At 70.7% G+C, this 26967-nt stretch carries 24 protein-coding genes; 8 read left to right on the top strand and 16 right to left on the bottom strand.

Annotated elements, in window-relative coordinates:
- Positions 1–6 precede the first annotated feature (6 nt).
- Positions 7–2739, bottom strand: coding sequence for a phosphoenolpyruvate carboxylase (gene ppc / locus ACZ60E_RS40615; RefSeq protein WP_384815517.1), 2733 nt, complete (start codon positions 2737–2739; stop codon positions 7–9).
- Between the two features lie 298 nt (positions 2740–3037).
- Between ppc and ACZ60E_RS40620 the strand changes: the two genes are divergently transcribed.
- Genes ACZ60E_RS40620 through ACZ60E_RS40635 form a run of 4 tightly spaced genes read left to right on the top strand, consistent with a single transcriptional unit; the run spans position 3038 to position 5254 of the window.
- Entirely contained in the window at positions 3038–4048 is a 1011-nt protein-coding gene (locus ACZ60E_RS40620) for an acyl-CoA desaturase (protein ID WP_384815520.1), read from the top strand.
- Complete coding sequence (locus ACZ60E_RS40625) at positions 4045–4716, top strand: TetR/AcrR family transcriptional regulator (RefSeq protein ID WP_055617961.1); 672 nt, start codon at positions 4045–4047, stop codon at positions 4714–4716. Before ACZ60E_RS40620 ends, ACZ60E_RS40625 begins: the two co-directional genes overlap by 4 nt.
- 41 nt (positions 4717–4757) lie before the next feature.
- Positions 4758–5009 carry a type II toxin-antitoxin system Phd/YefM family antitoxin gene (locus ACZ60E_RS40630; RefSeq protein ID WP_107015610.1) on the top strand — a complete coding sequence of 84 codons (252 nt, stop codon included), beginning with the start codon at positions 4758–4760 and terminating at the stop codon, positions 5007–5009.
- Positions 5006–5254 carry a type II toxin-antitoxin system RelE family toxin gene (locus ACZ60E_RS40635; protein ID WP_469447175.1) on the top strand — a complete coding sequence of 83 codons (249 nt, stop codon included), beginning with the start codon at positions 5006–5008 and terminating at the stop codon, positions 5252–5254. Before ACZ60E_RS40630 ends, ACZ60E_RS40635 begins: the two co-directional genes overlap by 4 nt.
- Here the strand turns inward: ACZ60E_RS40635 and ACZ60E_RS40640 are convergent.
- Positions 5229–5612 (bottom strand): VOC family protein, encoded by a 384-nt coding sequence (locus ACZ60E_RS40640; protein WP_469447177.1) that lies wholly within the window; start codon positions 5610–5612, stop codon positions 5229–5231. The genes ACZ60E_RS40635 and ACZ60E_RS40640 overlap by 26 nt on opposite strands.
- A gap of 4 nt (positions 5613–5616) precedes the next feature.
- Entirely contained in the window at positions 5617–6435 is an 819-nt protein-coding gene (locus ACZ60E_RS40645; protein ID WP_469447179.1) for a trans-aconitate 2-methyltransferase, read from the bottom strand.
- A 118-nt stretch (positions 6436–6553) separates the two neighbouring features.
- Here ACZ60E_RS40645 and ACZ60E_RS40650 point away from each other — a divergent pair, with 118 nt between their 5' ends.
- Entirely contained in the window at positions 6554–7051 is a 498-nt protein-coding gene (locus tag ACZ60E_RS40650) for a MarR family winged helix-turn-helix transcriptional regulator (RefSeq protein WP_469447181.1), read from the top strand.
- On the opposite strand, the gene ACZ60E_RS40655 is transcribed toward ACZ60E_RS40650, so the two are convergent.
- Positions 7010–7777 (bottom strand): LuxR C-terminal-related transcriptional regulator, encoded by a 768-nt coding sequence (locus ACZ60E_RS40655; RefSeq protein ID WP_107015605.1) that lies wholly within the window; start codon positions 7775–7777, stop codon positions 7010–7012. The two genes, ACZ60E_RS40650 and ACZ60E_RS40655, sit on opposite strands and share 42 nt — an antisense overlap.
- A 258-nt stretch (positions 7778–8035) precedes the next feature.
- On the opposite strand from ACZ60E_RS40655, the gene ACZ60E_RS40660 reads away from it, so the two are divergent.
- A complete protein-coding gene (locus ACZ60E_RS40660; protein ID WP_453795690.1) occupies positions 8036–8491 on the top strand; it encodes a GNAT family N-acetyltransferase in 456 nt (151 codons plus the stop codon).
- Positions 8492–8631: 140 nt separating this feature from the next.
- On the opposite strand, the gene galK is transcribed toward ACZ60E_RS40660, so the two are convergent.
- Genes galK through galT form a run of 3 tightly spaced genes read right to left on the bottom strand, consistent with a single transcriptional unit; the run spans position 8632 to position 11827 of the window.
- On the bottom strand, positions 8632–9795 hold the full coding sequence (gene galK / locus ACZ60E_RS40665) for a galactokinase (RefSeq protein WP_384811100.1): 1164 nt from the start codon (positions 9793–9795) through the stop codon (positions 8632–8634).
- The gene (gene galE, locus ACZ60E_RS40670; protein ID WP_469447184.1) at positions 9795–10769 is read right to left on the bottom strand and encodes a UDP-glucose 4-epimerase GalE; all 975 of its coding nucleotides are present in this window, start codon (positions 10767–10769) and stop codon (positions 9795–9797) included. The genes galK and galE overlap by 1 nt, the downstream gene beginning before the upstream one ends.
- Positions 10766–11827: a galactose-1-phosphate uridylyltransferase gene (gene galT, locus ACZ60E_RS40675; RefSeq protein WP_385835116.1), complete on the bottom strand. Its 1062-nt coding sequence runs from the start codon at positions 11825–11827 to the stop codon at positions 10766–10768. The genes galE and galT overlap by 4 nt, the downstream gene beginning before the upstream one ends.
- Positions 11828–11950: 123 nt before the next feature.
- Between galT and ACZ60E_RS40680 the strand changes: the two genes are divergently transcribed.
- A complete protein-coding gene (locus ACZ60E_RS40680; protein ID WP_469447186.1) occupies positions 11951–13690 on the top strand; it encodes a sodium:solute symporter family protein in 1740 nt (579 codons plus the stop codon).
- 39 nt (positions 13691–13729) lie between these two features.
- Positions 13730–14044: a hypothetical protein gene (locus tag ACZ60E_RS40685; protein ID WP_469447188.1), complete on the top strand. Its 315-nt coding sequence runs from the start codon at positions 13730–13732 to the stop codon at positions 14042–14044.
- Between the two features lie 164 nt (positions 14045–14208).
- Here ACZ60E_RS40685 and ACZ60E_RS40690 read toward each other — a convergent pair whose 3' ends face one another.
- From ACZ60E_RS40690 to ACZ60E_RS40730, 9 genes are all read right to left on the bottom strand, one after another.
- Positions 14209–14913: a helix-turn-helix transcriptional regulator gene (locus ACZ60E_RS40690; protein WP_469447190.1), complete on the bottom strand. Its 705-nt coding sequence runs from the start codon at positions 14911–14913 to the stop codon at positions 14209–14211.
- Between the two features lie 482 nt (positions 14914–15395).
- The gene (locus tag ACZ60E_RS40695) at positions 15396–17231 is read right to left on the bottom strand and encodes an outer membrane protein assembly factor BamB family protein (protein ID WP_469447191.1); all 1836 of its coding nucleotides are present in this window, start codon (positions 17229–17231) and stop codon (positions 15396–15398) included.
- A gap of 160 nt (positions 17232–17391) precedes the next feature.
- Entirely contained in the window at positions 17392–19272 is a 1881-nt protein-coding gene (locus ACZ60E_RS40700) for an outer membrane protein assembly factor BamB family protein (protein ID WP_469447192.1), read from the bottom strand.
- A 212-nt stretch (positions 19273–19484) separates the two neighbouring features.
- Positions 19485–21293: an ABC-F family ATP-binding cassette domain-containing protein gene (locus ACZ60E_RS40705; RefSeq protein WP_384811080.1), complete on the bottom strand. Its 1809-nt coding sequence runs from the start codon at positions 21291–21293 to the stop codon at positions 19485–19487.
- A 259-nt stretch (positions 21294–21552) separates the two neighbouring features.
- A complete protein-coding gene (locus ACZ60E_RS40710) occupies positions 21553–22464 on the bottom strand; it encodes a 4-(cytidine 5'-diphospho)-2-C-methyl-D-erythritol kinase (protein ID WP_469447195.1) in 912 nt (303 codons plus the stop codon).
- A 14-nt stretch (positions 22465–22478) separates the two neighbouring features.
- The gene (gene rsmA, locus ACZ60E_RS40715; protein WP_384811074.1) at positions 22479–23339 is read right to left on the bottom strand and encodes a 16S rRNA (adenine(1518)-N(6)/adenine(1519)-N(6))-dimethyltransferase RsmA; all 861 of its coding nucleotides are present in this window, start codon (positions 23337–23339) and stop codon (positions 22479–22481) included.
- A gap of 390 nt (positions 23340–23729) precedes the next feature.
- Positions 23730–25238, bottom strand: a complete 1509-nt coding sequence (locus ACZ60E_RS40720; protein WP_469447196.1) for a ubiquitin-like domain-containing protein — start codon at positions 25236–25238, stop codon at positions 23730–23732.
- 180 nt (positions 25239–25418) lie between these two features.
- Positions 25419–26318: a TatD family hydrolase gene (locus ACZ60E_RS40725; protein ID WP_469447197.1), complete on the bottom strand. Its 900-nt coding sequence runs from the start codon at positions 26316–26318 to the stop codon at positions 25419–25421.
- 105 nt (positions 26319–26423) lie between these two features.
- The gene (locus tag ACZ60E_RS40730; protein ID WP_469447199.1) at positions 26424–26906 is read right to left on the bottom strand and encodes a hypothetical protein; all 483 of its coding nucleotides are present in this window, start codon (positions 26904–26906) and stop codon (positions 26424–26426) included.
- Between the last annotated feature and the right edge of the window lie 61 nt (positions 26907–26967).

Here is a 26967-nt window from a genome sequence, read left to right on the forward strand (position 1 = left end):
GGCCGGTCAGCCGGTGTTGCGCAGGCCCGCCGCCACACCGTTGACCGTCAGGAGCAGGGCGCGGGACAGCAGCGGGTCCGGCTCGGAGCCGGCCGCGGCGGCGTCGCGCTGCCGCTTGAGGAGGGCCACCTGGAGGTAGGAGATCGGGTCCAGGTAGGCGTCGCGGACGGTGAAGGTCTGCTTGAGCACCGGGTGGGCGTCGAGGAGTTCGGCCTCACCGGTGATGCGCAGCACCTCGCGGACGGTCAGCTCGTGCTCGGCCTCGATGGTGGCGAAGACGTGCTGGAGCTCCTCGGGGACGAGGGTCTCGACGTAGTGGCGGGCGATCCTGAGATCGGTCTTGGCGAGCGTCATCTCGACGTTGGAGATGAAGTTGCGGAAGAAGTGCCACTGCTCGTGCATCTCGTCCAGGACGCTGTCGAGGCCGGCCTCGCGCAGTGCCTTGAGGCCGGCGCCGACGCCGAACCAGCCGGGGACGATCTGCCGGGACTGGGTCCAGCCGAACACCCACGGGATGGCGCGCAGGCCGTCGAGCGAGACGCCCGAGCCGGGGCGGCGGGAGGGCCGCGAGCCCAGGTGCAGGTCGGCGAGCTGGTCGACAGGCGTGGAGGCGAGGAAGTACGTCGGCAGGTCGGGGTCCTCGACCAGCCGGCGGTAGGCGGCCTCGGCGGCCTCCGAGACGACGTCCATGGCGGCGTCCCAGCGGGCGAGCGCCTCGTCGGACTGCCGCGGGGAGGTGTGCAGCGCGGACGCCTGGAGGGTGGCCGCGACGGTCAGTTCGAGGTTCTCCCGGGCCAGCGACGGCACGAGGTACTTGTCGGAGATGACCTCGCCCTGCTCGGTCACCTTGATCTCGCCTTCGAGCGTGCCCCAGGGCTGCGCGAGGATCGCGTCGTGCGAGGGGCCGCCTCCGCGGCCGACAGTGCCGCCGCGGCCGTGGAAGAGCCGCAGGCGTACGCCGTAGCGGTGGGCGACGTCGCGCAGGCGGCGCTGGGCCCGGTGGATCTCCCACTGGCTCGTGGTGATGCCGCCGAACTTCGACGAGTCGGAGTATCCGAGCATGACCTCCTGGACGTCGCCGCGCAGGGCGACGAGCCGCCGGTAGGAGGGGTCGGACAGCATGTCCTCAAGGATGGTGTCGGCGGCCTTGAGCTCGTCGGTCGTCTCAAGGAGCGGCACGATGCCGATCTTCGCCCAGCCGGCGTGCAGGTCGAGGAGTCCGGCCTCGCGGGCCAGGACGGCGGCGGCGAACACGTCGTCGGCGCCCTGGCACATCGAGATGATGTACGACTCGATGACCTCGGGTCCGAAGACCCTGAGGGCCTTCTTGACGGTCTCGAAGACACCGAGGGTCTTCGCTCCGGCGGCGTCCAGGGGGGCCGGGGTCGGTCCGAGGGGCCGGCGGGAGCGGAGTTCCTTGGCGAGCAGCTTGTGCCGGTACTCGCGCGGCATGTCCTCGTAGCGCCAGGACTCCTCGCCGAGCCGGTCGAAGAGCTGCCCGAGCGCGTGGTGGTGGGCGTCCGCGTGCTCCCGTACGTCCATGGTGGCGAGCTGCAGGCCGAAGGCGGCGAGCGTGCGGATCGTACGGTTCATGCGGCCGTCGGCGAACAGGGCGCCGCGGTGCGCGCGCAGGGAGGTCTGGATGAGCGTGAGGTCGCGCAGCAGTTCGGCGGTGCCGAGGTAGTCGCGGCCGTCCTCGTGCGGGATGCCCTTGGCGAGGCGGAGCTTGGTGTTCTCCAGCTTCTGCCGGATGCAGGTGGCCTTGAGCCGGTAGGGCTCCTCGGCGTTGAGGCGCTTGTAGCGGGGGCTGATCTCCGGCAGCAGTTCGAGGTCGGCCTGCAGGGAGGAGAGCAGTTCCTCGGTGGCACCGGTGTAGCGGATGGAGTTGGAGAGGAAGTGACGCAGTTCGTCGATCAGTTCCAGCGCGTCGTTGATGCCGTGCTCGTGCTGGAGGATGAGGACGTCCCAGGTGACCTGGGGGGTCACGTTCGGGTTGCCGTCGCGGTCGCCGCCGATCCAGGTGCCGAACGTCAGGGGGCGGGTCTCGTCCGGCAGCTCGACACCGACACGCTCCAGTTCCGCGGTCAGATCCTCCAGGACGTCTCCGACGGCGCCGGCGTGCAGTTCGTCGAGGTAGTAGATGGCGTTGCGGGCCTCGTCGGCCGGTTCGGGGCGTACGACGCGCAGCTCGTCGGTCTGCCAGACCAGGTCGATGTTCTCGGCCAGACGGGTGTCGTAGCGGCGCCGGTCGGCTTCGATGACCGGGGTCTCCAGCAGGGCGGCGATGCGGCGCAGCTTGTTGAGGACCGAGCGTCTGGCCGCCTCGGTGGGGTGCGCGGTGAAGACGGGGCGGACGTTGAGGTTCTTGACGCTGACGCGCAGGTGCTCGGGGTCGGCGTCCTTGAGCCGGTCGGCCGTGCGGGCGAGGAGTCCGCCTTCGGCGGCACGCCGGGCGCGCAGCTCGCGGCCGCGGTGCACCTGCTCGGTGACGTTGGCGAGGTGGAAGTAGGTGGAGAAGGCGCGGACCAGCTTGGCCGCGGTCTCCAGTTCGGTGCCGCGCAGCAGCTCGGCGGCGGCTTCACCGTCCTCGCGGGTGAGGCGGCGGACCTTCTCGACCAGCTCCAGGAGCTCGGGTCCCTCCTGCCGTACGAGGGTCTCGCCCAGCAGATCTCCGAGGCGGCGGATGTCGGCGCGCAGTTCACTGCCCGTTGTCGTGTTCTGGTCGTCGGCACTGCTCACAGGTGCGGCTCCTTGCAGTGTTGAAGCTCGTCTGGAGGGGAACCCGTCGGCCCGAGGCGGCAAGCGCCGCATCAGCGGCTGGGCATACGGGAATGAAACAGAGCGGACCGCGCTGTCCGACCGAGACCAAGGATAGGTGTCCATCCGGACGCGCAGTCTCTCGGGCTCTTGCCCCGGCGCAACGCGCTGCCATACTTACGACGCCGTAGGTTACGGAACCGTAAGCGCTGTTTCCGGCTACCCACAGCCACGCTTACCGGCCACACCCACCCTCCTCGACCCCACAGGGGACGCCCCCATGACCGCAAGTTCCGACGTGATCGATGACGCCCCGAGGGCGCACGACGACTCCCCCGTCCCGTCCGCCACGCTGGGCGGCGAGAAGAAGCGCTCGATCGAGCAGATCACCCTTCTCCTCTTCATCACCGTCCCGTTCCTGGCCGTCCTCGCGGCGGTTCCGCTGGCCTGGGGCTGGGGTGTGAGCTGGCTGGACCTCGGTCTGCTGGTGTTCTTCTACTTCCTGGGCTGCCACGGCATCACGATCGGATTCCACCGCTACTTCACCCATGGCGCCTTCAAGGCGAAGCGGCCCCTGCGTATCGCGCTCGCCATCGCGGGTTCCATGGCCGTCGAAGGGCCGCTGGTCCGGTGGGTGGCCGACCACCGCAAGCACCACAAGTACTCGGACGCCGAGGGCGACCCCCACTCGCCGTGGCGCTTCGGTGAGACGGTCCCGGCTCTGATGAAGGGCCTGTGGTGGGCCCACATCGCCTGGATGTTCGACGAGGAGCAGACCCCGCAGGAGAAGTACGCGCCGGACCTGATCAAGGACCGGGCGCTGCGCACGATCTCCCGCCAGTTCCTCCTCTGGGCGGGCCTGTCCATCGCGCTGCCCGCGCTGATCGGCGGTCTGGTGACGATGTCCTGGTGGGGCGCGTTCACGGGCTTCTTCTGGGGCTCCCTGGTCCGGGTGGCGCTGCTGCACCACGTGACCTGGTCGATCAACTCGATCTGCCATGCGGTGGGCAAGCGCCCCTTCAAGTCGCGTGACCGCTCGGGGAACGTGTGGTGGCTGGCCGTCCTGTCCTGCGGCGAGTCCTGGCACAACCTCCACCACGCGGACCCGACGTCGGCCCGGCACGGTGTGGAGCGCGGCCAGGTGGACTCGTCGGCCCGTCTGATCCGCTGGTTCGAGCGCTTCGGCTGGGCGTACGACGTGCGCTGGCCGTCACGCTCGCGTATCGATTCCCGCCGTAACCCGGACGGGAAGGGCGCCCGGCGCAAGCCGGAGACGGCCGAGGCGGCATGATTGACGGCGTGGCCGACTCCAGCACACCCAGCAATGAAAAGCCGCGGCGCGCTCGCCGTACCCGGATGACGGGGGCGGAGCGACGGGCCCAGTTGCTGGAGATCGGCCGCACCCTTTTCGCCCAGAAGGGCTTCGAGGCGACGTCGGTGGAGGAGATCGCGGCGAAGGCCGGCGTCTCCAAGCCGGTGGTGTACGAGCACTTCGGCGGCAAGGAGGGCCTGTACGCGGTCGTGGTGGACCGTGAGATGCGCCGTCTCCTGGACGGTGTGACGAGTTCCCTCACCGCGGGCCATCCGCGCGAACTCTGCGAGCAGGCGGCGTTCGCCCTCCTCGACTACATCGAGGAGTACACGGACGGCTTCCGCATCCTGGTCCGCGACTCCCCGATCCCGCAGTCGACGGGCAGTTTCGCGTCCCTGATCTCGGACATCGCCACGCAGGTGGAGGACATCCTGGGCCGCGAGTTCAAACGCCGCGGCTTCGACCCCAAACTGGCCCCCCTGTACGCCCAGGCCCTGGTGGGCATGGTCGCCCTCACGGGCCAGTGGTGGCTGGACGTCCGCCGCCCCAAGAAGGCGGAGGTGGCGGCCCACCTGGTCAACCTGGCCTGGCACGGCCTGGACGGCCTGGAGGCGAAGCCCCGGCTGATAGGGCGCCGAAAGAGTTAATGCATGGGCCACAACATGAACCTTGTGATATCAATACGCCCATGACTGAGATCGCGATCAGCGCCGCCCGTTCCCAGCTCGGTGACCTCGTCCGCCGCGCGGCCCACGGCCGCGAGACCATCGCCCTCACCGACCACGGCCACGTGGCGGCGCTGCTCGTCTCGCCACAGGTCATAGAGGACCTGGAGGACGCGCTCGCGGCCGCCGACTACCAGCGCCGCAAGGCGGAGGGGACGCTGGGAGAGGGCGTAAGCCACGAGGAAGTCGGGCGCATGCTGGGGCTGCGGCCATGACCTACCGAATCACCTGGGAGCCGAGCGCCACGAACGCGGCCGTGCGGTTCCTCAAGGACGACCCCGCGGGACTCGCCGTCGTCTACGAAGCGGTCGACACCCTCGCCAAGGAGCCGCGCCCCACCAGCTCGACCGCCTACGGACCGAACATCCGCCGTCTCCGCGTCGGTGACTACCGCGTCCTCTACGTGATCGACGAGGACGTGATCCGCATCCTCGTCACGAACCTGGGCCGCACACCCTGAGACACGGCTCCAGGAACTCCAGCCGGTTGCCGACGGGGTCCTCGGAGTAGAACCGCCGATGCCCCGGAAGCGCGGTGTCCCAGGTCACCGGGCCCCCGCCGGCGACCAGACGAGCCGCGTACGCCTCGATATCCACCACCCGCAGCCCCGGATGCGCCTTCTTCGCGGGGCGGAAATCCGGGTCGATCCCCAAGTGCAGTTGCACGGCTCCCGCCTGGAACCAGCAGCCTCCGCGGGCGGCGAGTGCGGGCGGCTTGGGGATCTCGGTCATGCCGAGGGCGTCGACGTAGTAGTCGCGCAGGGCCGGCTCCGAGCCCGGTGGTGCGGCGAGCTGGACGTGGTCCACGGCTGTCAGCATCTGCTCAAGAAGCCTTCCGTGCCACCACGAACAGCCGCCGGAACGGCAGGACCGTGCCGTACGGGGCCGTCGGGTAGGCCGTGCGGAGCAGGTCGCGGTATTCGGCGGTGAAGGCGTCCCTGGCCTCCGGGTCGTCGGCGAGGGCTGTGAGGGCCGGCCGCATCCCCGTCCCCTTGGACCAGTCGAGGACGGCGTCCTCCCCCTCCAGGATCTGCAGGTACGTCGTCCGCCAGACGTCCACCTCGCACCCCAGCCGCGCCAGCCGGTCCAGGTAGACGAGCGGTTCGTGCACCGAGTCCGGGCGCCGGAGGACTCCGCCCAGCCGCCCCTTCCACCGCGGGGAGGCGGCGAGTTCACGCATCAGCGCGTGCAGCGGCGCGTCGATGTTGTCGGGCACCTGGAAAGCGAAGGTCCCGCCGGCGGCGACCGCGTCGAGCCAGGCCCCGAACGCCTCCAGATGCCCCGGCACCCACTGGAGCGCGGCATTCGAGACGATCAGGTCGTACGTCTCCGCGGGCGCCCACTGTGTGAGGTCCGCGTGGGCGAAGTCCAGGCCGCCGCCACCGGCGGTCGGCCCCGCGTGCTCCTCGGCGCGGGCCAGCATCTCCGGGGAGTTGTCGTACCCGGTGACGTACGCGCCCGGCCACCGTTCGACGAGCTGGACCGTGACGTTGCCGGGTCCGCATCCCAGATCGGCGATCCGGGCCGGTTCGCCGGGCAGGGCGGGAACGCGGCCGAGCAGTTCCGCGAAGGGTCGCGCGCGGTGCTCGGCATGGCGCAGGTACTGCCCGGGATCCCAGGTGGGAGTGGTGGTGGCGGACATCGGGTGCCTCCTAGGAGTGAGGGCGGGCCGACCTCCACCCTCACACCCCGACTATCTCGTCGTCAAGATACTTCACATCAAGAGACTTCACATCGACACAACCACTACACTGATCGCCATGGAGGACGAGGTCGATCGGCTGGTCGCAGCATGGCGCCGGGAGCGCCCCGACCTCGACGTGGAACCACTCGAAGTACTCAGCCGCGTGAGCAGGCTCGCGCGGCATCTGGACCGGGCCCGGCGCATCGCGTTCGCCGAGCACGCCCTGGAACCCTGGGAGTTCGACGTGCTGACCTCACTGAGGCGCGCGGGAGCCCCGTACCAGCTCTCCCCCGGGCAGTTGCTCACCCAGACCCTCGTCACCTCGGGCACGATGACGAACCGGATCGACCGGCTCGCGAAGAAGAGCCTGGTCGAGCGGCTCCCCGACCGCAGCGACCGCCGGGGCGTGCTCGTGCGCCTCACCGAGGAGGGCCGCGACCGCGCCGACCAGGCACTTGCCGGACTCCTCGACCAGGAGCGCGCGATCCTCGCGGAGCTCAGCCGGGCGCAGCGCGGCGAACTGGCCGGGCTGCTACGCCAGTTGACCGCCCCGTTCGACAACATCCCCGGCTAGGTCCACCGGACCGACCCCGGCCCGGCGGGCGAGCGCCACGGCCGCGAGGGTCGAGTGCACGCCCAGTTTGCCCAGCACGTTCTGCATATGCGTGCGGACCGTGTGCGGGGAGAGGAACAGCCGCTCGGCGACCGCCTTGCGCCCCAGCCCCGCCACCATGCACCGCAGCACCTCGCGCTCACGCGGAGTCAGCGACTCCACCAGCCGCTCGCTCTCGGTGCGGTGCTTGCGGGCGGCGGTCAGCTCACGCAGCACACCCGTGAGCAGGGCGGGCGGCAGATGTGTCTCGTCCCTCAGCACTCCGCGGATGACGGTCAGCAGGCGGGACAGCGAGCAGTCCTTGGCCACCCAGCCCGAGGCGCCCGCCTGCAGGGCGAGAGCCGCACGGCGCGGATCGTCCTTCTCGGCGAGTACGACGGTACGGACACCGGGCTGGCCCGAACGGACGCCCGCCACCAGCGAGATGCCGTCGACCAGGCCTTCTTCGTTGTTGTCGTGCACGGGCACGGCCGGGCGGACACCCGGCACGTTGCCGCCGAGGTCGGCGTCGACGAGCAGCACGTCGAACCGGCGGCCTTCCGCGACCGCCCGCTCCAGGCAGCGCAGCGCGGCCGGGCCACTGCCCGCCGCGGAGACGTCGACATCGGGCTCGGCGGCCAGGGCGGCGGCGAGCGACTCGGCGAAAATACGATGGTCGTCGACGACCAGAACACGGATGCGAACCACAGAAACCCCCACTGGTCGGGGGACGGACCGGCGCAGGTACGGCGCCCGAGGTGTTCCCGAGCCTCCTGTCGGCTCACGAAACGGGGTGCCGCAGTCGCACGGCCGCCGCCGTGCTGAGACTGCTACCCCCACTTCGGGCGTCGTACCCGACTGTCTCGCCCCCTGATCGGCACCGGCCCCCACCGGTGCTGCTCATCAGAGTAAGGCCGTGCGGCAGGAGCGGAAGGTGATTTGCAGAACTGATTGGCCGACGCGTTTATGGTGAGCCGTATGTTTCGTATTGAGACAGAAGTCGACAAAGAACGTAGCCAATTCCTGCGGTCTCGGCTGCGGGAGGCCAATACGGCGGCGTCTCCCGTGCTGCGTTCTCTGAGCGGAACGCCTGGTGAACGGGAAGTTCCGCTCCACGTGTGGGCGTTGGAGCCGGGGGGATCGATCGCGGGCGGACTGATCGGGCACACGTGGGCGACGTGGCTGCATGTCGCCTATCTCTGGGTCGACGAACGCCACCGCGGGACCGGGCTCGGGTCGCATCTGCTGTCCCGCGCGGAACGTCTGGCCGTCTCGTCGCGGGAGTGCCGTGCCTCCCGGCTGGAGACGTGGGACTTCCAGGCGCCGGACTTCTACCGGAAGCAGGGGTACGAGGTGGTGTGCGCGATCCCCGACTACCCGCCGGGGATCACGGAGTACACACTGACGAAGCGGCTGCGCTGACCGGGCCTTTTCTCGCCCCCGCCGCCCCTACCCGTCCCGTCACTGTGTCCTCAAACGCCGGACGGGCTGAAAGATGTCTTTCAGCCCGTCCGGCGTTTGAGGACCGGGGGTTCGGGGGCTGGCCCCCGAGTCGGTGACGGTCAGCCCACCCGCCGCGCCCCCTCCGACGGCACCGCCGGGAACACCCGCGGCGCCGTGTAGCCCGCAGCAGCGAACGCCTCCTCCACGGCCTTCGTGACCGTGTCCGCGTCCGCCGCCTCGACCAGGACGACCGCCGAGCCGCCGAAACCGCCGCCCGTCATCCGCGCCCCCAGCGCCCCGGCCTGGTTCGCCGTGGCGACGGCGAGGTCCAGTTCCGGGCAGGAGATGCGGAGGTCGTCGCGGAGCGACTCGTGGCCGGCCGTCAGGACGGGGCCGATGCCCCGGATGTCCCCCGCGTCGAGGAGCGCGATGACCTCCTCCACCCGGTGGTCGTCCGACACCACATGGCGTACGTAGCGCCGCACCCGCTCGTCCGAGAGGCGGGCGAGCGCCGCGTCGAGGTCCTCGTACGCGAGGTCCCGCAGGAAGGGGACGCCCAACTGCCGCGCACCCTCCTCGCAGCCCTCCCGCCGCTCCGCGTACGCCCCGTCGCCCAGCGCGTGCTTGACGCGGCTGTCGACGACGAGGAGCTGGAGTCCCTGGGCCGGGAGGTCGAAGGGGACCTGCCGGATCGACAGGTCGCGGCAGTCGAGGTGGAGGGCGTTGCCCTCCGTGCAGCAGGCGGACGCGGTCTGGTCCATGACCCCGCACGGCACGCCCACGAAGTCGTTCTCGGCGCGCTGGGCGACGCGGGCCAGTTCGGGCCCGGTGAGGCCGAGTTCGTACAGGTCGTTCAGGGCCAGGGCCGTGACGACCTCAAGCGCCGCCGACGAGGACAGGCCGGCGCCCGTCGGGACCGTCGAGGCGAGGTGGATGTCCGCGCCGGTGATCGCGTGCCCGGCCTCGCGCAGGACCCACACGACTCCGGCGGGGTACGCCGCCCAGCTGGTGTTCGTCAGCGGGGCGAGGCCGTCGACGTGCAGTTCGACGACCGGGCCCTCGATGTCGGCCGAGTGGATGCGCAGTACCCCGTCGTCGCGGCGCGAGACCGCGGCCACCGCGGTGTGCGGCAGCGCGAGGGGCATGACGAAGCCCTCGTTGAAGTCGGTGTACTCGCCGATCAGGTTGACCCGGCCGGGCGCCGCCCAGATCCCCTCGGGAGGCGTCCCGTACAGCTTCTCGAAGCCGCCGCGAACCTGCTGAACCTCTTCCTGCGTCCCCACTAGTGCCCCTCCGCCTTCGCGTTGTTCTGCGCGAACTCCCACGCGTCCGCGACGATTCCCGCGAGATCCGCGCGGGACGGGTTCCAGCCGAGCCGCTCGCGGGCCGTGGCGGCGGACGCGACGAGGATCGCCGGGTCGCCGGCCCGGCGGGGGGCCGCGACCTCGGGGATCGGGTGTCCGGTCACCTTGCGGACGGTCTCGATCACCTCGCGGACCGAGAAGCCGTTGCCGTTGCCGAGGTTGCAGATCAGGTGCTCACCGGGCTGCGCGGCGGCGACCGCCAGCAGGTGCGCCTCCGCGAGGTCGGCGACGTGGATGTAGTCGCGGACGCAGGTGCCGTCGGGCGTCGGGTAGTCGTCGCCGTAGACGGAGATGGCGTCGCGGCGGCCCTGGGCGACCTGGAGGACGAGCGGGATGAGGTGCGACTCGGGGTCGTGCCGCTCACCGCTGCTGCCGTACGCGCCGGCCACGTTGAAGTAGCGCAGCGAGACGGCGGCCAGCCCGTGCGCGGCGGCCTCGCCCGTGATCATGTGGTCGACGGCCAGCTTCGAGGCGCCGTAGGGGTTGGTGGGGAGCGTCGGCGCGGACTCGGTGATCGGGGTGGTCTCCGGCTCGCCGTACGTCGCCGCCGTGGAGGAGAAGACCAGCTTGCGCACGCCCGTCTCGCGCATGGCGCCGAGCAGGGCCATCGTGCCGCCGACGTTGTTGTCCCAGTACTTCTCGGGCTTCACGACCGACTCGCCGACCTGCGAGAACGCGGCGAAGTGCAGGACCGCGTCGTACGAGGGGTCCAGCCACTTGGCGGCGTCGCGGATGTCGCCCTCGACGAAGGCGGCCCCGGCCGGGACGCCCTCGCGGAAGCCGGTGGAGAGGTTGTCGAGGACGGTCACCTCGTGGCCCGCCTCCAGCAGGTGCCGGGCGACCACGCTTCCCACATAGCCCGCACCGCCGGTGACCAGGTACTTCCCACTCATGAACTCGCTACCTCTCGCAGTCGCTGGGCCGCGGTCTCCGGCGGCACGTCGTTGATGAACACGTTCATGCCGGACTCGGAACCCGCGAGAAACTTCAGCTTGCCGGAAGTGCGGCGGATGGTGAAAAGCTCGAGGTGGAGCGCGAAGTCCTCACGCACCACACCGTCGAACTCCTCCAGCGTGCCGAACGGCGCCTGGTGCCAGGCCGAGATGTACGGCGTCGGAGGCTCACCTTCGCCGAAGATCCGGTCGAAGCGCCTCAACAGTTCCAGATAGACCTGGGGGAACTCTGTGCGCGCGCCCTCGTCCAGGCCCAGCAGATCGGGCACGCGGCGGCGCGGATACAGGTGCACCTCGTAGGGCCAGTGCGCCGAGAACGGCACGAAGGCCACCCAGTGCTCGGTCTCCAGGACGACCCGCTCGTCGGCGAGCTCCCGCTCCAGCACGGCGTCGAAGAGGTTCTCCCCGCCGGTCGCCTCCTTGTGCGCCGCCAGCGAGCGGAGCATCAGGGCCGTGCGAGGGGTCGTGAAGGGGTACGCGTAGATCTGCCCGTGCGGGTGTCCGAGCGTCACGCCGATCTCGGCGCCGCGGTTCTCGAAACAGAACACCTGTTCCACGGCGGGGAGATGGGACAGCTCCGCCGTGCGGTCGGTCCACGCCTCCAGGACCAGGGCCGCCTGCTCCTCGGTCAGGTCGGCGAAGGACGCGTCGTGGTTCGAGGTGAAGCAGACGACCTCGCACCGCCCGGAGTCCCCGGCCAGCGAGGGGAAGCGGTTCTCGAACACCGCGACGTCGTACGACGAGTCCGGGATCTCGCTCAGCCGGTCGCCCTCGGACGGGCACAGCGGGCACTCGTCGGCCGGCGGGTGGTAGATGCGGCCCTGGCGGTGCGAGGCGATGGCCACCGCGTCACCGAGCAGCGGGTCGCGCCGTACCTCCGAAGTGGTGACCGTCCGGTCGAGCGGGCGCCGGTCCACCGCGTCGCGCACGGTGTCGTCGCGCGAGTCGTAGTAGATGAGCTCACGACCGTCGGCCAGCCGGGTCGAGGTCTTCTTCACGCCGGACTCCCCATCCCTAACCCGATCAAACCAATAAACAGAATCAAACACATCAAACCACAAACCCCCACGTAAGTCAGCACCACAACCGAACAAAGAACACCAAGACGAAGTGAGAGCAGGATGCAGACCCCCACATCCCCGGCCACGGGCCCGGTCACAGACCTGGCCCCGCCCCTGGGCCCGGACCTGGCCGCACCCCTGGCCGCGGAGCTGCGGCTCCCGACCAACTGGCTCGACTACACGATCCTGGCGATCTACTTCGTCGTCGTGCTCGGCATCGGCTTCGCCGCCCGCCGCTCGGTGAAGACCAGCCTCGACTTCTTCCTCTCCGGGCGTTCGCTGCCCGCCTGGGTCACCGGACTCGCCTTCGTCGCCGCCAACCTCGGCGCGACCGAGATCCTCGGCATGGCCGCCAACAGCGCCCAGTACGGCGTCTACACCGTGCACTGGTACTGGATCGGCGCCATCCCCGCCATGGTCTTCCTGGGCCTGGTGATGATGCCCTTCTACTACGGCTCGAAGGTCAGGTCCGTCCCTGAGTTCCTGCTGCTGCGCTTCGACCGGGGCGCGCATCTGCTCAGCTCCGTGCTGTTCGCGTTCGCCGCGGTCCTCATCGCGGGCGTCAACCTCTACGCGCTCGCCATCGTCGTCGAGGCGCTGCTCGGCTGGCCGGAGTGGGTGTCGATCGTCGTCGCGGGCGCCTTCGTGCTCGCGTACATCACCCTCGGCGGTCTGTCGTCGGCGATCTACAACGAGGTGCTCCAGTTCTTCGTCATCCTCGCCGCGCTCATCCCGCTCACTCTGCTCGGCCTGAAGAAGGTAGGCGGCTGGGACGGTCTGACCGACTCCCTGACGGCGAGCCACGGCGGTGACTTCACCACCGCGTGGGGCGGCACCGGCATCGGCAGCGACAACCCGCTCGGAGCGAACTGGCTGACCATCGTGCTCGGCCTCGGCTTCGTGCTGTCCTTCGGCTACTGGACGACCAACTTCGCCGAGGTGCAGCGCGCCCTGTCCGCGAAGAACCTGTCCGCGGCCCAGCGGACCCCGCTCATCGCCGCGTTCCCGAAGATCTTCATCGTGTTCCTGGTGATGATCCCCGGGCTCGTCGCGGCCGTGCTCGTACCGAAGATCGGGACGTCCGGTTCCGACCTCCAGTACAACGACGCGATCCCGTACCTGATGGAGGACCTGCTCCCCAACGGCGTCCTCGGTATCGCGGTGACGGGCCTGCTCGCGGCGTTCATGGCGGGCATGGCGGCCAACATCTCGTCCTTCAACACCGTCTTCACGAACGACATCTGGGGCACGTACGTGAAGCGGGACGAGGAGGACGCGTACTACGTGCGCTTCGGCCGTCTCATCACGGCGGTCGGGGTGCTGGCGTCGATCGGCACGGCGTTCCTCGCCTCGTCCTTCTCGAACATCATGAGCTACCTCCAGACGCTGTTCTCCTTCTTCAACGTGCCGATGTTCGTCGTCTTCATCGTCGGCATGTTCTGGAAGCGCGCGTCCATGAAATCCGGCTTCTGGGGGCTGCTGGCCGGTACGACGGCCGCGATGGTCAACTACTTCGTCCTCTACAAGCAGGACATCATCGGCATCCCCTCCGACCAGGGCGCCAACTTCGTCTCCGCGATCGCCGGGTTCGTGGCGGGGGCGGTCGTGATGTTCGCCGTCTCCCTCTTCACCGCGCCGAAGCCGGAGGAGGAGCTGCGGGGGCTCGTGTACGGGACCAGCTCCCCCGGTATGGAGGAGCCGGCCGGGTCGGGCGACGACGCCTGGTACCGCAGGCCGGCGCTGCTCGGCTGGGGGGCCGTCGTCCTGGCCGCCGCCTGCTACATCCCGTTCTCGTTCTGATCACCGTCACCGTCACCGTCACCGAAGGATCGACAGCCCATGAGCGAGCACTCCGAGCGTGACGTCCATCGCGAAGTCACCGAACTGCAGGGAAAGTCGGCCACCGCGGCCCGGCTCTTCGACATCCGCCGCATCATCGGCGGCCTCTTCGTGGTCTACGGGATCATCGTGACGATCGCCGGGATCACCGCGTCCGATGCGGACATCGACAAGGCGGAGGGGGTCAATATCAACCTCTGGACGGGGTTGGGGATGCTGGCCCTGGGCCTGTTCTTCCTGGGCTGGCTGTGGGTGCGGCCTGCGGCTCCGCCTGTGCCGGGCGAATCCTCTGCGGAGGGGCCCTCGAAGGTGTGACGGCCGACGGGCCCGAGCCGACCTCCCCCCTCCGGGAGTTCGTTCACCGCGGGCCGGTGGGGGCTGGTGGCGCAGTTCCCCGCGCCCCCAAAAACGCTCGTCGCCTGCCAGCCGGTGGGGGCTGGGCGCGCCGTTCCCCTGACGGGGCTTGCCCCACCGGGGTCTCAGATGTCCGGGGTCTGGCCCGCTGGTGTGTGGTGGGTCAGTGAGCCCGCTCGGTCCAGTAGGCCCGTGCGGGCCGCCAGGGCTGCGGCTTCCAGGCGGGAGCCCACGCCCAGCTTCATCAGGACCCGCTGTACGTGCGTGCGGGCGGTGCTCGGCGCTATGCCCATGCCGGCCGCGATGAGCCGCGTGTCCTCGCCGTCGGCCACCCGCACCAGCACCTCCACCTCGCGGGGCGTCAGCATCTGGAGCAGCCGCTGCCCCTCGTCGTCGGGCTGCGCGGCCGGGTTGAGCAGCTCGCTGAAGGCGCCCTGGAGGAGCTGCGGCGCCACCGCCGCCTCCCCCGCGCGGGCCTTCATGATGGCGCGTTCGACACCCTCTATGCGCTCGTCGTGCCGTACGTAGCCGGAGGCGCCGGCGGCGAACGCGGCGGCGATGCCGCGCGGGTTGGGCACCGGCCCGAGGACCAGCACCGCGACCTGCGGCCGCTCCCGTTTGATCTTCACCACCGGGTCGAAGATGCCCGGTTCGGCAGGCGTGGCCGTACCGATCAGGCACACCTCGGGCGCCCTGGTGATCACCAGCTCCGCCGCTCCCGCGGCGGGCGCGGCCGCGGCCAGCACACGGTGCCCGCGCAGTTTCAAGGCCGAGGCGAGCGCCTCGGCGAGCAGTCGGTGGTCGTCGACCACCATGAGCCGCACTCCCATCGAGCCCAACCCCCCAGTCCCCCCAGGATCCCTACTGGTACCCCATGGATAGGAGCCCCCCGGCTCTCCATCCCCCGGAAGCTACACGCTTGTTCGACGTTGCGCTTCCCCCAGTGGAGAGAAGTGCCCCGCAATGTCAAGATTCATCTCATTCGCGGAACGGCGCGCGGGAGACAACTTCCCCGCCCCGACACACGGGTATACACCCGGAAGTCTCCTTTGATCATGGGTCTCCGTCGAGCGCAGGGGGGCAACTTGCCACACTCCGCAGCGAACAAGCCTGACCCGGACCACTGTTTGACCACCCTGTATCGCCCTTGGACCATTTCCCGGCCGTCTCGCTGTCTTTCTGCCCCCGTGCCCTCATGCCCCCTGCCACTGCCTCCTGTCCCGCTGTCCTTTCGGCAGTACAGCGCGACGCCCCCGCCGCCCGGGAAACGGGCGGCGGGGGCGTCGCGTGGAGCGCGGGGGCGTCGCACGGGCTACTCGGCGCCGAACCCGATCGCCGTGTAGTCCTTCTCGTCCTTCGAGTACGGGGCGCTGACCAGGTCCTCGGCCATGAAGAGCCGGCCGGCCGTGTACAGCATCTCCGAGGACTTGGGCACCATTCCGCTGATCGCGCTGCGGACCTGGTCGGTGGCCGGGGTCTCCAGGAGCTTGGTCTCCTTGAAGGACTTGCCGTCGATGGAGACGACCTGGGAACCCTTGTCGTAGGGGCCGTTCTTGTACGCGATGATGTCGGTGCCGTCCATCCTGACCGGCCAGATCTCGTAGCCGTCGCCCGCGTCGGCCCGGTCGCTCGTGGACTTGCCGGTGGCCAGCGAGAACGACACGATCTCGTTGACACGGCTGTACTTCTCGTCGCCCTCGTGCTGCTTGGTGGGCACGTACAGCTTGTCGTTGCCGACCGCGATCGCCTTGCAGCTGTGGACCTTGTTCACACCGCAGTCGTGCCCGTACTTGCCGTCCTCCAGCGTGATCTTCGTCCGCAGCTTGCCGCTGTCGTCCAGCGAGAAGATGTCGGTCGCGCCGGACGCGGTGATCTCGCCGGAGTCCACACCGAAGACGACCGGCTTGGTGGAGATGACCTTGGCGTTGTCGATGCCCGAGGGGAGCTTGTAGCTCCACTTGACGGTGCCCGTCTTCGGGTCGAGGCGCTGGACCTCGTACTTCTCGTTGCCGTAGTCACCGCACTTGCGGACCGCGACCAGCTGCTCGCCGCCCGCGTAGCCGACGTCCTCGCACGAGCTGACCTTCGGCTGCCACAGGACCTTGCCGTCGGCGATGTCGAAGGCGGCGCCGCCGTCGAGGCCGGAGCCCGCCGCGACCGTGGTGCCGGTGATGCTGACCTCCTTGAACTTGGCCTTCTCACCGCCGCCCGGGGCCACGGACTTCGTCCAGAGCGCCTTGCCGGTGTTCATGTCGAAGGCCGTGACCTCGGTGCACGACGGGTACGGGTCGGCCTTGGTGCGCGGGGCGTCCTCCGCGACCACCACGGCGACCCCGTCCTTGGTCACCTCGGGCGAGCCGGCGCAGGTCAGGCCCGTCAACGGCAGGGTCCAGGTCTCCTTGCCGGTGTCCGGGTCGTGGCCGACGACCTTGCGTACGCCCGCCTTGGCGTACACCTTGTCCGTCAGCCAGGAACCCTCCACGCTCCAGACCTCCTTCTTGGGGACCTCGGGCGCGGGCAGCTGGAAGAGGACCTTCGCACCGGTGCTGGACGGCACCTTCTCCGAGCCGCCGCCACCGCCGCCCGTGCTGCCGCCATCGTTGTCGCCGTCCTTGCCCTCGGTCCCGCCGGGGCCCGCGGAGGTGTCCTTGTCGTCCTTGCCGGACGAACTCGCGTACCAGACACCGGCGCCGACGATCAGCCCGATCGCCACCACGGCCGCGACGATGATCGCCGCCTGGGCGCCGAACTTCTTCCCGCCCTTGGGGGCCTGCGGCTGCATCGGCATGGTGTGGGGCTGCGGATAGCCGTACTGGGGCTGCTGCCCCGGGTAGCCGTACCCCTGCGGCGGCTGCTGGCCCGGGTAGCCGTAACCGGGCACGGTCGGCGGCTGCGGGGGTCCCTGCGGGTAGCCGTACGGCTGCTGCGGCGGGCCCTGCGGCGCGGCGGGCGGGCCGGCCGGGGGCGGGGTCTGCGGAGGCCCCTGGGGCGGGGGCGCCTGCGGGTAGCCGTAGCCCGGCTGGGGCTGCTGCGGGGGCCCGGCGGGCGGCGTGGGCGGACCGAACCCGCCCGGGGGCGGGTCCTGCGGGGCGCCGAAACCGCCACCCTGGGGCGGCTGGTTCGGCGGCGGGGGCGGCGGCTGGCTCATGACGTGTGTACCTCGGGTGCGAAGGGGACGGAGGGGACGCGGAGGGCGCGGAAGGCGCGTGTGACGCTGGAGACGCGCGTGACGCCGGAGGCGCGGGTGGGGCCGTCGCGCCCGCCGAGGGCGCGAGCGACGGAACCGGCGGAGGCGGAGACCGGCCGGGTCACTTGCCGTAGGCCAGCATCAGCTTCTCCTTCGACTGGTCGTTGCCGGTCAGCCGGGTGGTGGAGAGGTAGAAGCGCCCGTCCACCCAGTCGACGGCCTTCGAGAAGAAACCGTTCTCCACGTCCGCCGCGCCCTGCGGGTTCTGCAGCAGCGTCTTCGGGGTGTGCGCACCGCCGCCGGTCGGGATCGAGACGATCCGGCCGCCCGCGTCGTACGAGGGCCCCACGTACGCGACGAGGTCCGTGCCGTCCATCTTCAGGGGCACCATCGAATCGTCCACCGGGGACTTGGCGCGCCACTTCTCCTTGCCGCTCTCCAGGCTGATCGCGACGATCTCGTTGGCGCCGCTCTTCGCCTCGGTCGGCAGATAGAGGGTGTTGGCGTCGGCCGTCACGCCCTCGCAGCCCTGGAGGTCACGCGAGAGGATCGCCCAGCCGCACTCCGGCGCGAACGATTCGTCGACGTCGACCTGCGAACGGGCCGTGCCGTCGTTCTTCAGCGCGGTGACGTTCCACTGCTTCTTGTCCGCGTTGGTGAGGTAGAGGACGACCGGATCGACGGAGTACGCGCGCTCCACGCGCCAGCCCTTGGGGATCTTCTTGGTCCACTTGGCCTTGCCGGTCGCCGGGTCGAGCTCCTGCACCTCGTCGTGCTCGTCGTCGCCGCCCGCGCCGCAGGAGGAGACGGAGAGCAGCTTGGCGCCACCCGCGAACGCCGACGGGAAGCAGGAGTTGCCGTACTTCTTCTTGTCGAAGAGCTTGTCGCCGCTGCCCGTGTCGTAGCCGACGCCGGACATGGAACGGCCGACCAGCAGCGTGTTCCCGGAGATGTTCAGGCTGAGGCTGAGGGAGCTGTCGAACAGGTCGCCCTTCGGGATCTTCTGGGTCCAGCCCTTCTTGCCCGTGGCGAGGTCGACCTCCACGACCTGGTTGCACTCGGCGGAGGACTTGGTGCCCTCCTTGTACGCCACGAAGACCTTGTCGTCGGACGTCTTCTGGGCGGACGCGGCACAGATCGGCTGCGGGAACGTGATCGCGGGCCAGCTGACCTTGCCGTCACCGACGTCGTAGGCGAAGAGCTGCTTGTACGCGGCCTTCACGGCGACCTTGTCCGTGATCCACATGCCGGGGGCGTCGGCGCCCGAACCGGGGGCGTCGGGCGCCTCCTTGTACCAGAGCACCTTCGCCTCACCGGCCTGGCGGCCCTCGTTGAGGTCCTCGGAACCCGCGTTGCCGTCGCCGTTGCCGTCACCGGGGTTGACGGGCGCGTCGGACCCGGAGGGCTTGGCGTCCTGGCTCTTGTCGGCGAGGGGCTTCTTCTTGCCGTCACCGTCGTCGTCGCCACTGGTGACGACGAGCACGGTGGCGCCGACGACGAGCACGGCGGCCAGCGCCGCCCCGATGATCGCGGCGGGCTTGCCCTTGAAGGGACCGCGGGAGCCGCCGCCGGGCGGGGTGCCGGGCCCGCCCGGGAACTGCGGCTGCGTCGGGTAGCCGTACCCGGGCTGCTGCTGGCCGTAAGGCCCCTGTTGCTGCGGCTGACCGTAGGGACCGGGCTGGCCGTACGGGCCCGGCTGCTGCGGATAGCCGTATGGACCGGGCTGCTGGGGCTGCCCGTACGGGCCGGGCTGCTGCGGGTAGCCGTAACCGGGCGCGGGCGGCGGCGGGGTGCCCGGCGCGCCCTGCGGAGGCGGCGGGGGCGTCTGCGGGGGGCCTTGTGGAGCGCCCTGCGGGGGCGGCGGGGCCGCCGGCGGCTGGGCGGGCGGTGGCGGCGTGGCGCCCCGCGGGTCCTGCGGAGGTCCGAAGCCGCCCTGCGGCGGCTGGTCCTGCGGCGCTCCGAACCCGCCCTGCTGCGACGGCTTTTCAGGCGGCTGAGTCATCAGCGCGTTCCCCCTCTTCACTGATTTTTAGCCATGCCCTGCAGTACGCACCGCAGCAGGCGATGCACTCACAGTGGTTGTCATAGGGCCTGAGAGTGTTCCCAGACGGCTCTTTCTATCACCCTGGAGCGCTCGAACACCGGGCCGGTTCTTCCCTGTTTCCAAGGGAGAACCGGCCCGTGATGCCCTCGTTACGCTTGTTCACGCGCTCTTCACGCGTCGTCGGCGAGCTCCAGCCAGCGCATTTCCAACTCCTCGCGCTCGGTGGCCAGTTCGCGTAGCTCGCCGTCCAGTTTGGCCACCTTCCCGAAGTCCGTGGCGTTATCGGCGATTTGCGTGTGCAGCTTGCTCTCCTTCTCGGAGATCTTGTCCAGCTGCCGCTCGATCTTCTGGAGTTCCTTCTTCGCCGCGCGGTCCTCCTTGGCCGATACCGCGGCGGGGGAAGCACCCTTGTCCGCGGCCGGAGCCGAGGCCGCGGCGGCCTCCTCCATCTTGTGGCGCCGCTCCAGGTACTCGTCGATACCGCGCGGGAGCATCCGCAGGGTCGCGTCGCCGAGGAGCGCGAAGACCCGGTCGGTCGTGCGCTCGATGAAGAACCGGTCGTGGGAGATCACGATCAGGGAGCCGGGCCAGCCGTCGAGGAGGTCCTCCAGCTGGGTGAGGGTCTCGATGTCGAGGTCGTTCGTCGGCTCGTCGAGGAAGAGGACGTTCGGCTCGTCCATCAGCAGCCGCAGGATCTGCAGCCGGCGGCGCTCACCGCCGCTGAGGTCGCCGACGGGCGTCCACTGCTTCTCCTTGTTGAACCCGAAGGTCTCGCAGAGCTGGCCCGCGGTCATCTCACGGCCCTTGCCGAGGTCGACCCGGTCGCGGACCGCCTGGACGGCCTGCAGCACCCGCAGGTTCGGGTCGAGTTCGCCGACCTCCTGGGAGAGGTAGGCGAGCTTGACGGTCCGGCCGGTGACGACCCGGCCCGCGGCGGGCTGCGTCTCGCCGTCGGAACGGGCGGCCTCCGCCATGGCCCGCAGGAGGGACGTCTTGCCCGCGCCGTTCACACCGACCAGACCGATCCGGTCGCCCGGACCGAGCTGCCAGGTCAGATGCTTGAGGAGCACCTTGGGTCCGGCCTGCACGGTGACGTCCTTCAGCTCGAAGACCGTCTTGCCGAGCCGGGACGAGGCGAACTTCATCAGCTCGCTGCTGTCGCGGGGCGGCGGCACGTCCGCGATCAGCTCGTTGGCGGCCTCGACGCGGAAGCGCGGCTTCGACGTACGGGCCGGGGCGCCCCTCCGCAGCCAGGCCAGCTCCTTACGGACCAGGTTCTGCCGCTTGACCTCCTCGGTGGCGGCGATGCGCTCCCGCTCGGCGCGCGCGAAGACGTAGTCGGTGTAACCGCCCTCGTAGTCGTAGACGTCACCCTTCTGCACGTCCCACATGCGGGTGCAGACCTGGTCCAGGAACCACCGGTCGTGGGTGACGCAGACGAGGGCGGACCGGCGCTCGCGCAGATGCTGCGCCAGCCAGGCGATGCCTTCCACGTCGAGGTGGTTGGTGGGCTCGTCGAGGATGATCAGGTCCTGCTCGTCGATGAGCAGTTTGGCCAGCGCGATGCGCCGCCGCTCACCGCCGGAGAGCGGTCCGATCACGGTGTCGAGGCCCTGCGGGAAGCCGGGCAGGTCGAGCCCGCCGAACAGGCCCGTCAGTACGTCCCTGATCTTGGCGTTGCCCGCCCACTCGTGGTCGGCCATGTCCCGGATCACCTCGTGCCGGACGGTGGCCGCGGGGTCCAGGGAGTCGTGCTGGGTGAGCACGCCGACATGCAGGCCGCCCGAGTGCGTGACGCGCCCGGAGTCGGCCTCCTCCAGCTTCGCGAGCATGCGGATCAGCGTGGTCTTGCCATCACCGTTACGGCCGACCACCCCGATCCGGTCCCCTTCGGACACGCCGAGGGAGACTCCGTCGAGCAGCGCACGGGTTCCGTACACCTTGCTGACTGCCTCGACATTGACCAGATTGACGGCCATCGCACTCCTGACAAGGGGGATCGATCGACCTTCCAGGGTAGTCGCCCACAAGGATGATCCTTCCGGGCGCCCAGGAAGGGTGGGCGGGAACGTTCAGGCGCGCGGGGAACGCCGCAGTCTTTTTCGGGGGCGCAGCCCCCAGGGGCGCGGGGAACTGCGCAGTCTTGTCGCTTTTAGGGGCGCGGGGAACTGCGCAATCTTTTGGGCCCGCCCCCACACACCCGCACGCGCAAGCGCCCTCGGCACACAACCGCGCAGGTCACACAAGAACAGCCCCGCTCACCGGCCCCACAGCCACACGCGCGGCACGACAGACCCCCGCCGCCACCAGCGCGTCGACAACCTTCGCACCGGCCTCCGCGTCGGCGACAAGGAACGCCGTCGTGGGCCCGGACCCCGACACGATCGCGGCCGACGCCCCACCGTCGACCCCGACGGCCAGCGTCGAGGCCAGCGACGGCCGCAAGGACAACGCCGCACCCTGGAGGTCATTGGTCACGGCCGAGGCCAGCGCGGAGACGTCCCCCGAGGCCAGCGCATCGAGCAGCACCCCGGAGGCAACCGGCTCGGGCACCGCGACGCCGTCGTTGAGCCGGTCGAACTCCCCGTACACCGCCGGCGTCGACAGCCCCCCGTCGGCGACGGCGAACACCCAGTGGAAGCTCCCCCCGACCGGAAGGACCCGCAGCTTCTCCCCGCGCCCGGTCCCGAGCGCGGCCCCGCCGACCAGGCTGAACGGCACATCGCTGCCGAGTTCGGCGCAGATCTCCAGGAGCTCGTCCCGCGAGGCCCCCGTACCCCAGAGGGCGTCGCAGGCGACCAGCGCGCCCGCGCCGTCGGCGGAGCCGCCCGCCATGCCCCCGGCGACCGGGATGTCCTTCGCGATGTGGATGTGCACATCGGCCCGGCGTCCGTACCGCGCGGCCAGCTTCTCCGCCGCCCGCGCCGCCAGGTTCGTACGGTCCAGGGGTACCTGGGCCGCGTCGGGCCCCTCGCAGGTGATCCGGAGGGTGTCCGCGGGGGTCACCGTCACCTCGTCGTACAGCCCGACGGCGAGGAACACGTTGGCGAGGTCGTGGAACCCGTCGGCCCGGGCCGCGCCCACGGCCAGCTGGACATTGACCTTGGCGGGAACCCGTACCGTCACGCTTCCCGTCGTGCTCTCCGTCACGCCGTCCGCCCCGCTCACTGCTTGTTCTCCGCGATCCGTGCGAACTCCTCCACCGTCAGGGACTCACCGCGCGCCTGCGGCGAGACACCCGCGGCGACCAGCGCGGCCTCGGCGGCCGGCGCCGAACCGGCCCAGCCGGCCAGCGCGGCCCGCAGGGTCTTGCGCCGCTGGGCGAAGGCGGCGTCCACGACGGCGAAGACCTCACGCTTCGTGGCGGTCGTCTTCACCGGCTCCGCGCGGCGGACCAGCGAGACGAGCCCGCTGTCCACGTTCGGGGCGGGCCAGAAGACATTGCGGCCGATCGATCCGGCGCGCTTCACGTCGGCGTGCCAGTTCGCCTTCACGGAGGGCACGCCGTAGACCTTCGAGCCGGGCGGCGCGGCCAGCCGGTCGGCGACCTCCGCCTGCACCATCACGAGCGTGCGCTCGATGGTGGGGAAGGTGTCGAGCATGTGCAGCAGCACGGGCACGGCGACGTTGTACGGGAGGTTCGCGACCAGGGCCGTCGGGGCGGGGCCCGGCAGCTCGGACACCTGCATGGCGTCCTCGTGGACGAGCGAGAACCGCTCGGCGCGGTCCGGCATGCGGGCGGCGATCGTGGCGGGCAGCGCGCCCGCGAGGGCGTCGTCGATCTCGACGGCGACGACCCGGTCGGCCGCCTCCAGGAGGCCCAGGGTCAGCGACCCGAGGCCCGGCCCGACCTCGACGACCACGTCCTCGGGACGGACGCCGGCGGTCCGGACGATGCGCCGCACGGTGTTGGCGTCGATGACGAAGTTCTGACCGCGCTGCTTGGTGGGCCGTACGCCGAGGGCTGCCGCGAGTTCGCGGATGTCGGCGGGGCCCAGGAGGGCGTCGGAGGCGGGGCTGGTCACGCCCCAAGGGTAAGGGTGACCACGGCCGACTCCCGTCCGCGGGGGCTGCGCCCCCACACCCCCATCGCGCTGACGCGCTCGTCCTCAAACGCCGGACAGGCTGAAAGAAGAAAGGCAGGGCGCAGCCCCGCCTTCCAGGGGCGCGAGGAACTGCGCGACAAGCCCCCACCGAACCCGCAGACAAAACCCCACAAGGCCAGGGGCGCAGCCCCGCCCTGAGGGGCGCGGGGAACTGCGCGACCGGCCCCCACCGGGCCCGCGGACGAAACCCCACGAGGCCAGGGGCGCAGCCCCGCCTTTCAGGGGCGCGGGGAACTGCGCGACCGGCCCCCACCGGGCCCGCGGACGAAATCCCACGGGGCCCGGGGCGCAGCCCCGGTGGGACGACCCCTACAACCGCCCCCCACAGTGCGGCCAGGGACTGGCCCCCCGCCGCACATACAACTTCTTCGCCCGGAACGTCTGCTCCGCCGCGGAAGCGTCCTGCGGACGCCCCGCCCCGCCCAGCGCCTGCCAGGTCCGCGTGTCGAACTGGTACAGCCCGCCGTACGTCCCGGACGGATCGACCGCCCCCGGCCGCCCCCCGGACTCACAGTGCGCGAGCCCCTGCCAGTTCAGCCGGTCGGCCCCCTGCACGGATGTGGGAAGCGGCTTCGTCCCCACCTTCACGACCTGCGCCCGAGGCTCCCGCACCACCTCGGACCGCAGCCGCCGCGGCTTCTGCCGGACGCCGTTGACGGTCCGCAGCGCGTAGGTGACGCGCCGCAGCCCGGGCCGCCCCGCCTGCTCGACGACCTCGGTGCCCCGGAACAGCCCGGCGTCCTGGGTCCGGTGCACCTCGAAGGGCAGCGGTTCCTCGCGGACCTCTTTCGTGCCGGTGATCCGCATGATCGTCACCGTCTGCCCGTCGCGCGGGAAGCTGTCGGCCGGCACGGAGGTGGTGTCCTGGCCGTGCAGCGTGATCCCGGCCTCGTCCACGGTCTCGCGGACCGTCGCCGCGTTCGTACGGACCGTGCGCGCCTGGCCGTCCGCCATGACCGTCACGGTCCGCTCGGTACGGACGTCGAGCGCGAGCCCGGCCCGTCCGATCTGCCGGGCGCGCGGCACCGACAGGTACGCGCCCTCCGCGCGCACGCCCAGTTCGCGCAGTGCCTCGTCCACGGTGTGGGCGGTGGTCCACACGTGGCTCGACCGCCCGTCCAGGGTGAGCCGCAGGGGCCGCCCGTACTCCACGGCGATCTCCGCGCCGCTGGTCAGGGCTGCTCCGGGGGCGGGGGTCACCACGTCGTGGGCGCCCACCCGGACCCCTTCGTCGGCGAGCAGTTCGCCGACGTCGTCCGCGAAGGTGTGCAGGGTGCGGGGCTTGCCGTCGACGGTCAGTTCGATCGCCTTGTCGTCGGCGACGAAGGCGGTGGTGCCGCCCGCGAGGAAGGCGACGACCAGCGCCTGCGGGATCAGCTTGCGTACGTCGGGCCGCTCCGCGCTCCTGCGGCGCCGCTTGGCCCGCCGGGCTGCGGCCCGTCCACCGGACCGGGCGGCCGGGCCGTTGAAGAGTTCGGTGGTCAGTTCGGAGGTCGGGGCGAGGGGGACCGCCTGCCGCGGAAGCGTCGGCGCGTCCGGGAACCAGGCTTCGCCGGGGTGCACGTATCCGTGCCCGTACTCGTGTCGGTACGCGGGCTCGTGCTCAAGCCCGTACGCGTACACGGGCCCGTGCCTGTTGCCGTACTCGTGGGCGGGCACGTGCTCGTACGCGGGCCGATACGTGTCCGGATGGCCGTGGCCGTGGCCGTACGGCTCCGGATCGCCGTGACCGCCGTGGTCCGCGTGCCCGTGTGCCGGGCTCGGGTTCACGTTCGGGCCATGGTTCGGGCCATACGTCTCGTACTGCGGACTGCTCACGACGGCACGCTCCAGAAGAACCGGTGGAGAGAGGTACGCCCGCGGGGCTCCTTCGGGTTGAGGGAAGGCGGGTGGGCGGACAGAACCTAGCGGAGCGTTCGTCACTCTCCAAAGCAGCGCGACCACGCAGTGTCGCGAAGCGCCCGGGCCGGGCCCCGGGAGCGCGCTGTCCGTGAGGGGTCAGTAATCGAACGCGCGGGCGGTGTTCGCCGAGAGCGCCGTCGCCAGCACGTCCTCGTCGAGCCCCCGTACGGCGGCCATGGCGCGGACCGTGACCGGAATGAGATAGGGGGCGTTGGGCCGTCCGCGGTACGGGACGGGCGTCAGGAAGGGCGCGTCGGTCTCGACGAGGACGAGTTCGAGCGGCGCCACGGCGAGGGCGTCGCGCAGCGGCTGCGCGTTCTTGAAGGTCATGTTCCCGGCGAACGACATGTAGTAGCCGGCGCGGGCGCAGACCGCGGCCATCTCCGCGTCCCCGGAGTAGCAGTGGAAGACGGTCCGCTCGGGCGCGCCCTCCTCCTTCAGGATGCGCAGCACGTCGGCGTGGGCGTCCCGGTCGTGGATGACGAGCGCCTTGCCGTGCCGCTTGGCGATCTCGATGTGCGCGCGGAAGGACAGCTCCTGGGCGGCGATGCCCTCGGGGCCGGTGCGGAAGTGGTCGAGGCCGGTCTCGCCGACGCCCTTGACCTGGGCGAGCGCGGCGAGCCGGTCGATCTCGGCGAGCGCCTCGTCGAGCGCGCCCGCGCCACCGCCCTCCCTGGCGCCCTGCCGCGACCATCCTCCCCCAGCCCCAGGGGGCTGGGAGGTGCCCCCAGGGTCCCCGTGCACGATCCGGGGCGCCTCGTTCGGGTGGAGGGCGACGGTCGCGTGGACGGCGTCGTACGCGGCGGCCGTCTCGGCCGCCCAGCGCGAGCCCTTGAGGTCGCAGCCCACCTGCACGACCGTCGTCACGCCCACCGACGCGGCCTTGGCGAGGCCCTCCTCGACCGTGCCGGACTGCATGTCGAGATGGGTGTGCGAGTCGGCCACCGGTACCCGCAGGGTGTCCGGCAGGGGCGGTGCTTCGGCGTTGGAAGGCATACCCCGATCCTACGAAGAGGGCCTCGCGGCAGCGGAACGCCGGGTCCCGTCCCGCGGGGAAGCTGTCCGCGGGAGGTGGACCCGGCGCCCTGGGGTGCCCGGGAGTCACCCCGCCTTGCGGTGGTGGAACGGGTGCAGCAGGTCGGACAGATGCCAGTGGTGGACGGGCTTGGCCGCCGTCGCCGTCTCCGGCAGCTGCGCCACCTCGGGCGGCTGCGCCCCCTCCGCCGGCACCACGGTGACCGTGGCCCGCTTCATCGGAGGTACGGACAGCGCGCGGCGCATCGAGTTCTGCGCCGAGGACACCTGGCCGGCCCGCATGATGCGCACGATGTGCCCGTCGCAGTTCACGCAGCTCGGCCGGCTCAGCGGCGACGGCACGATCAGGCCGTCCGCCACGTACGTCACGAACTCGGCTCCTTCGGTGTCGAAGTGGTGCTCGATCTCGTACGACTGCTCCCAGCCGTGCCCGCAGCGCATGCAGGCGAAGGAATACGACTCGTGGACGGTGTCGGCGGCCGTGACGGCGTCGACGCGGTGTGCGGGCCCGCCGGTGATCCGACCGGGCTGCCCTGCGATCTCACTCATGCCAGCTCCTCTTGTCCGCTGGACGAGGACGGGTCTGTCCTTCCTCCAGTGGACGCCTCCG

Source organism: Streptomyces sp. NPDC102514 (assembly GCF_055584525.1).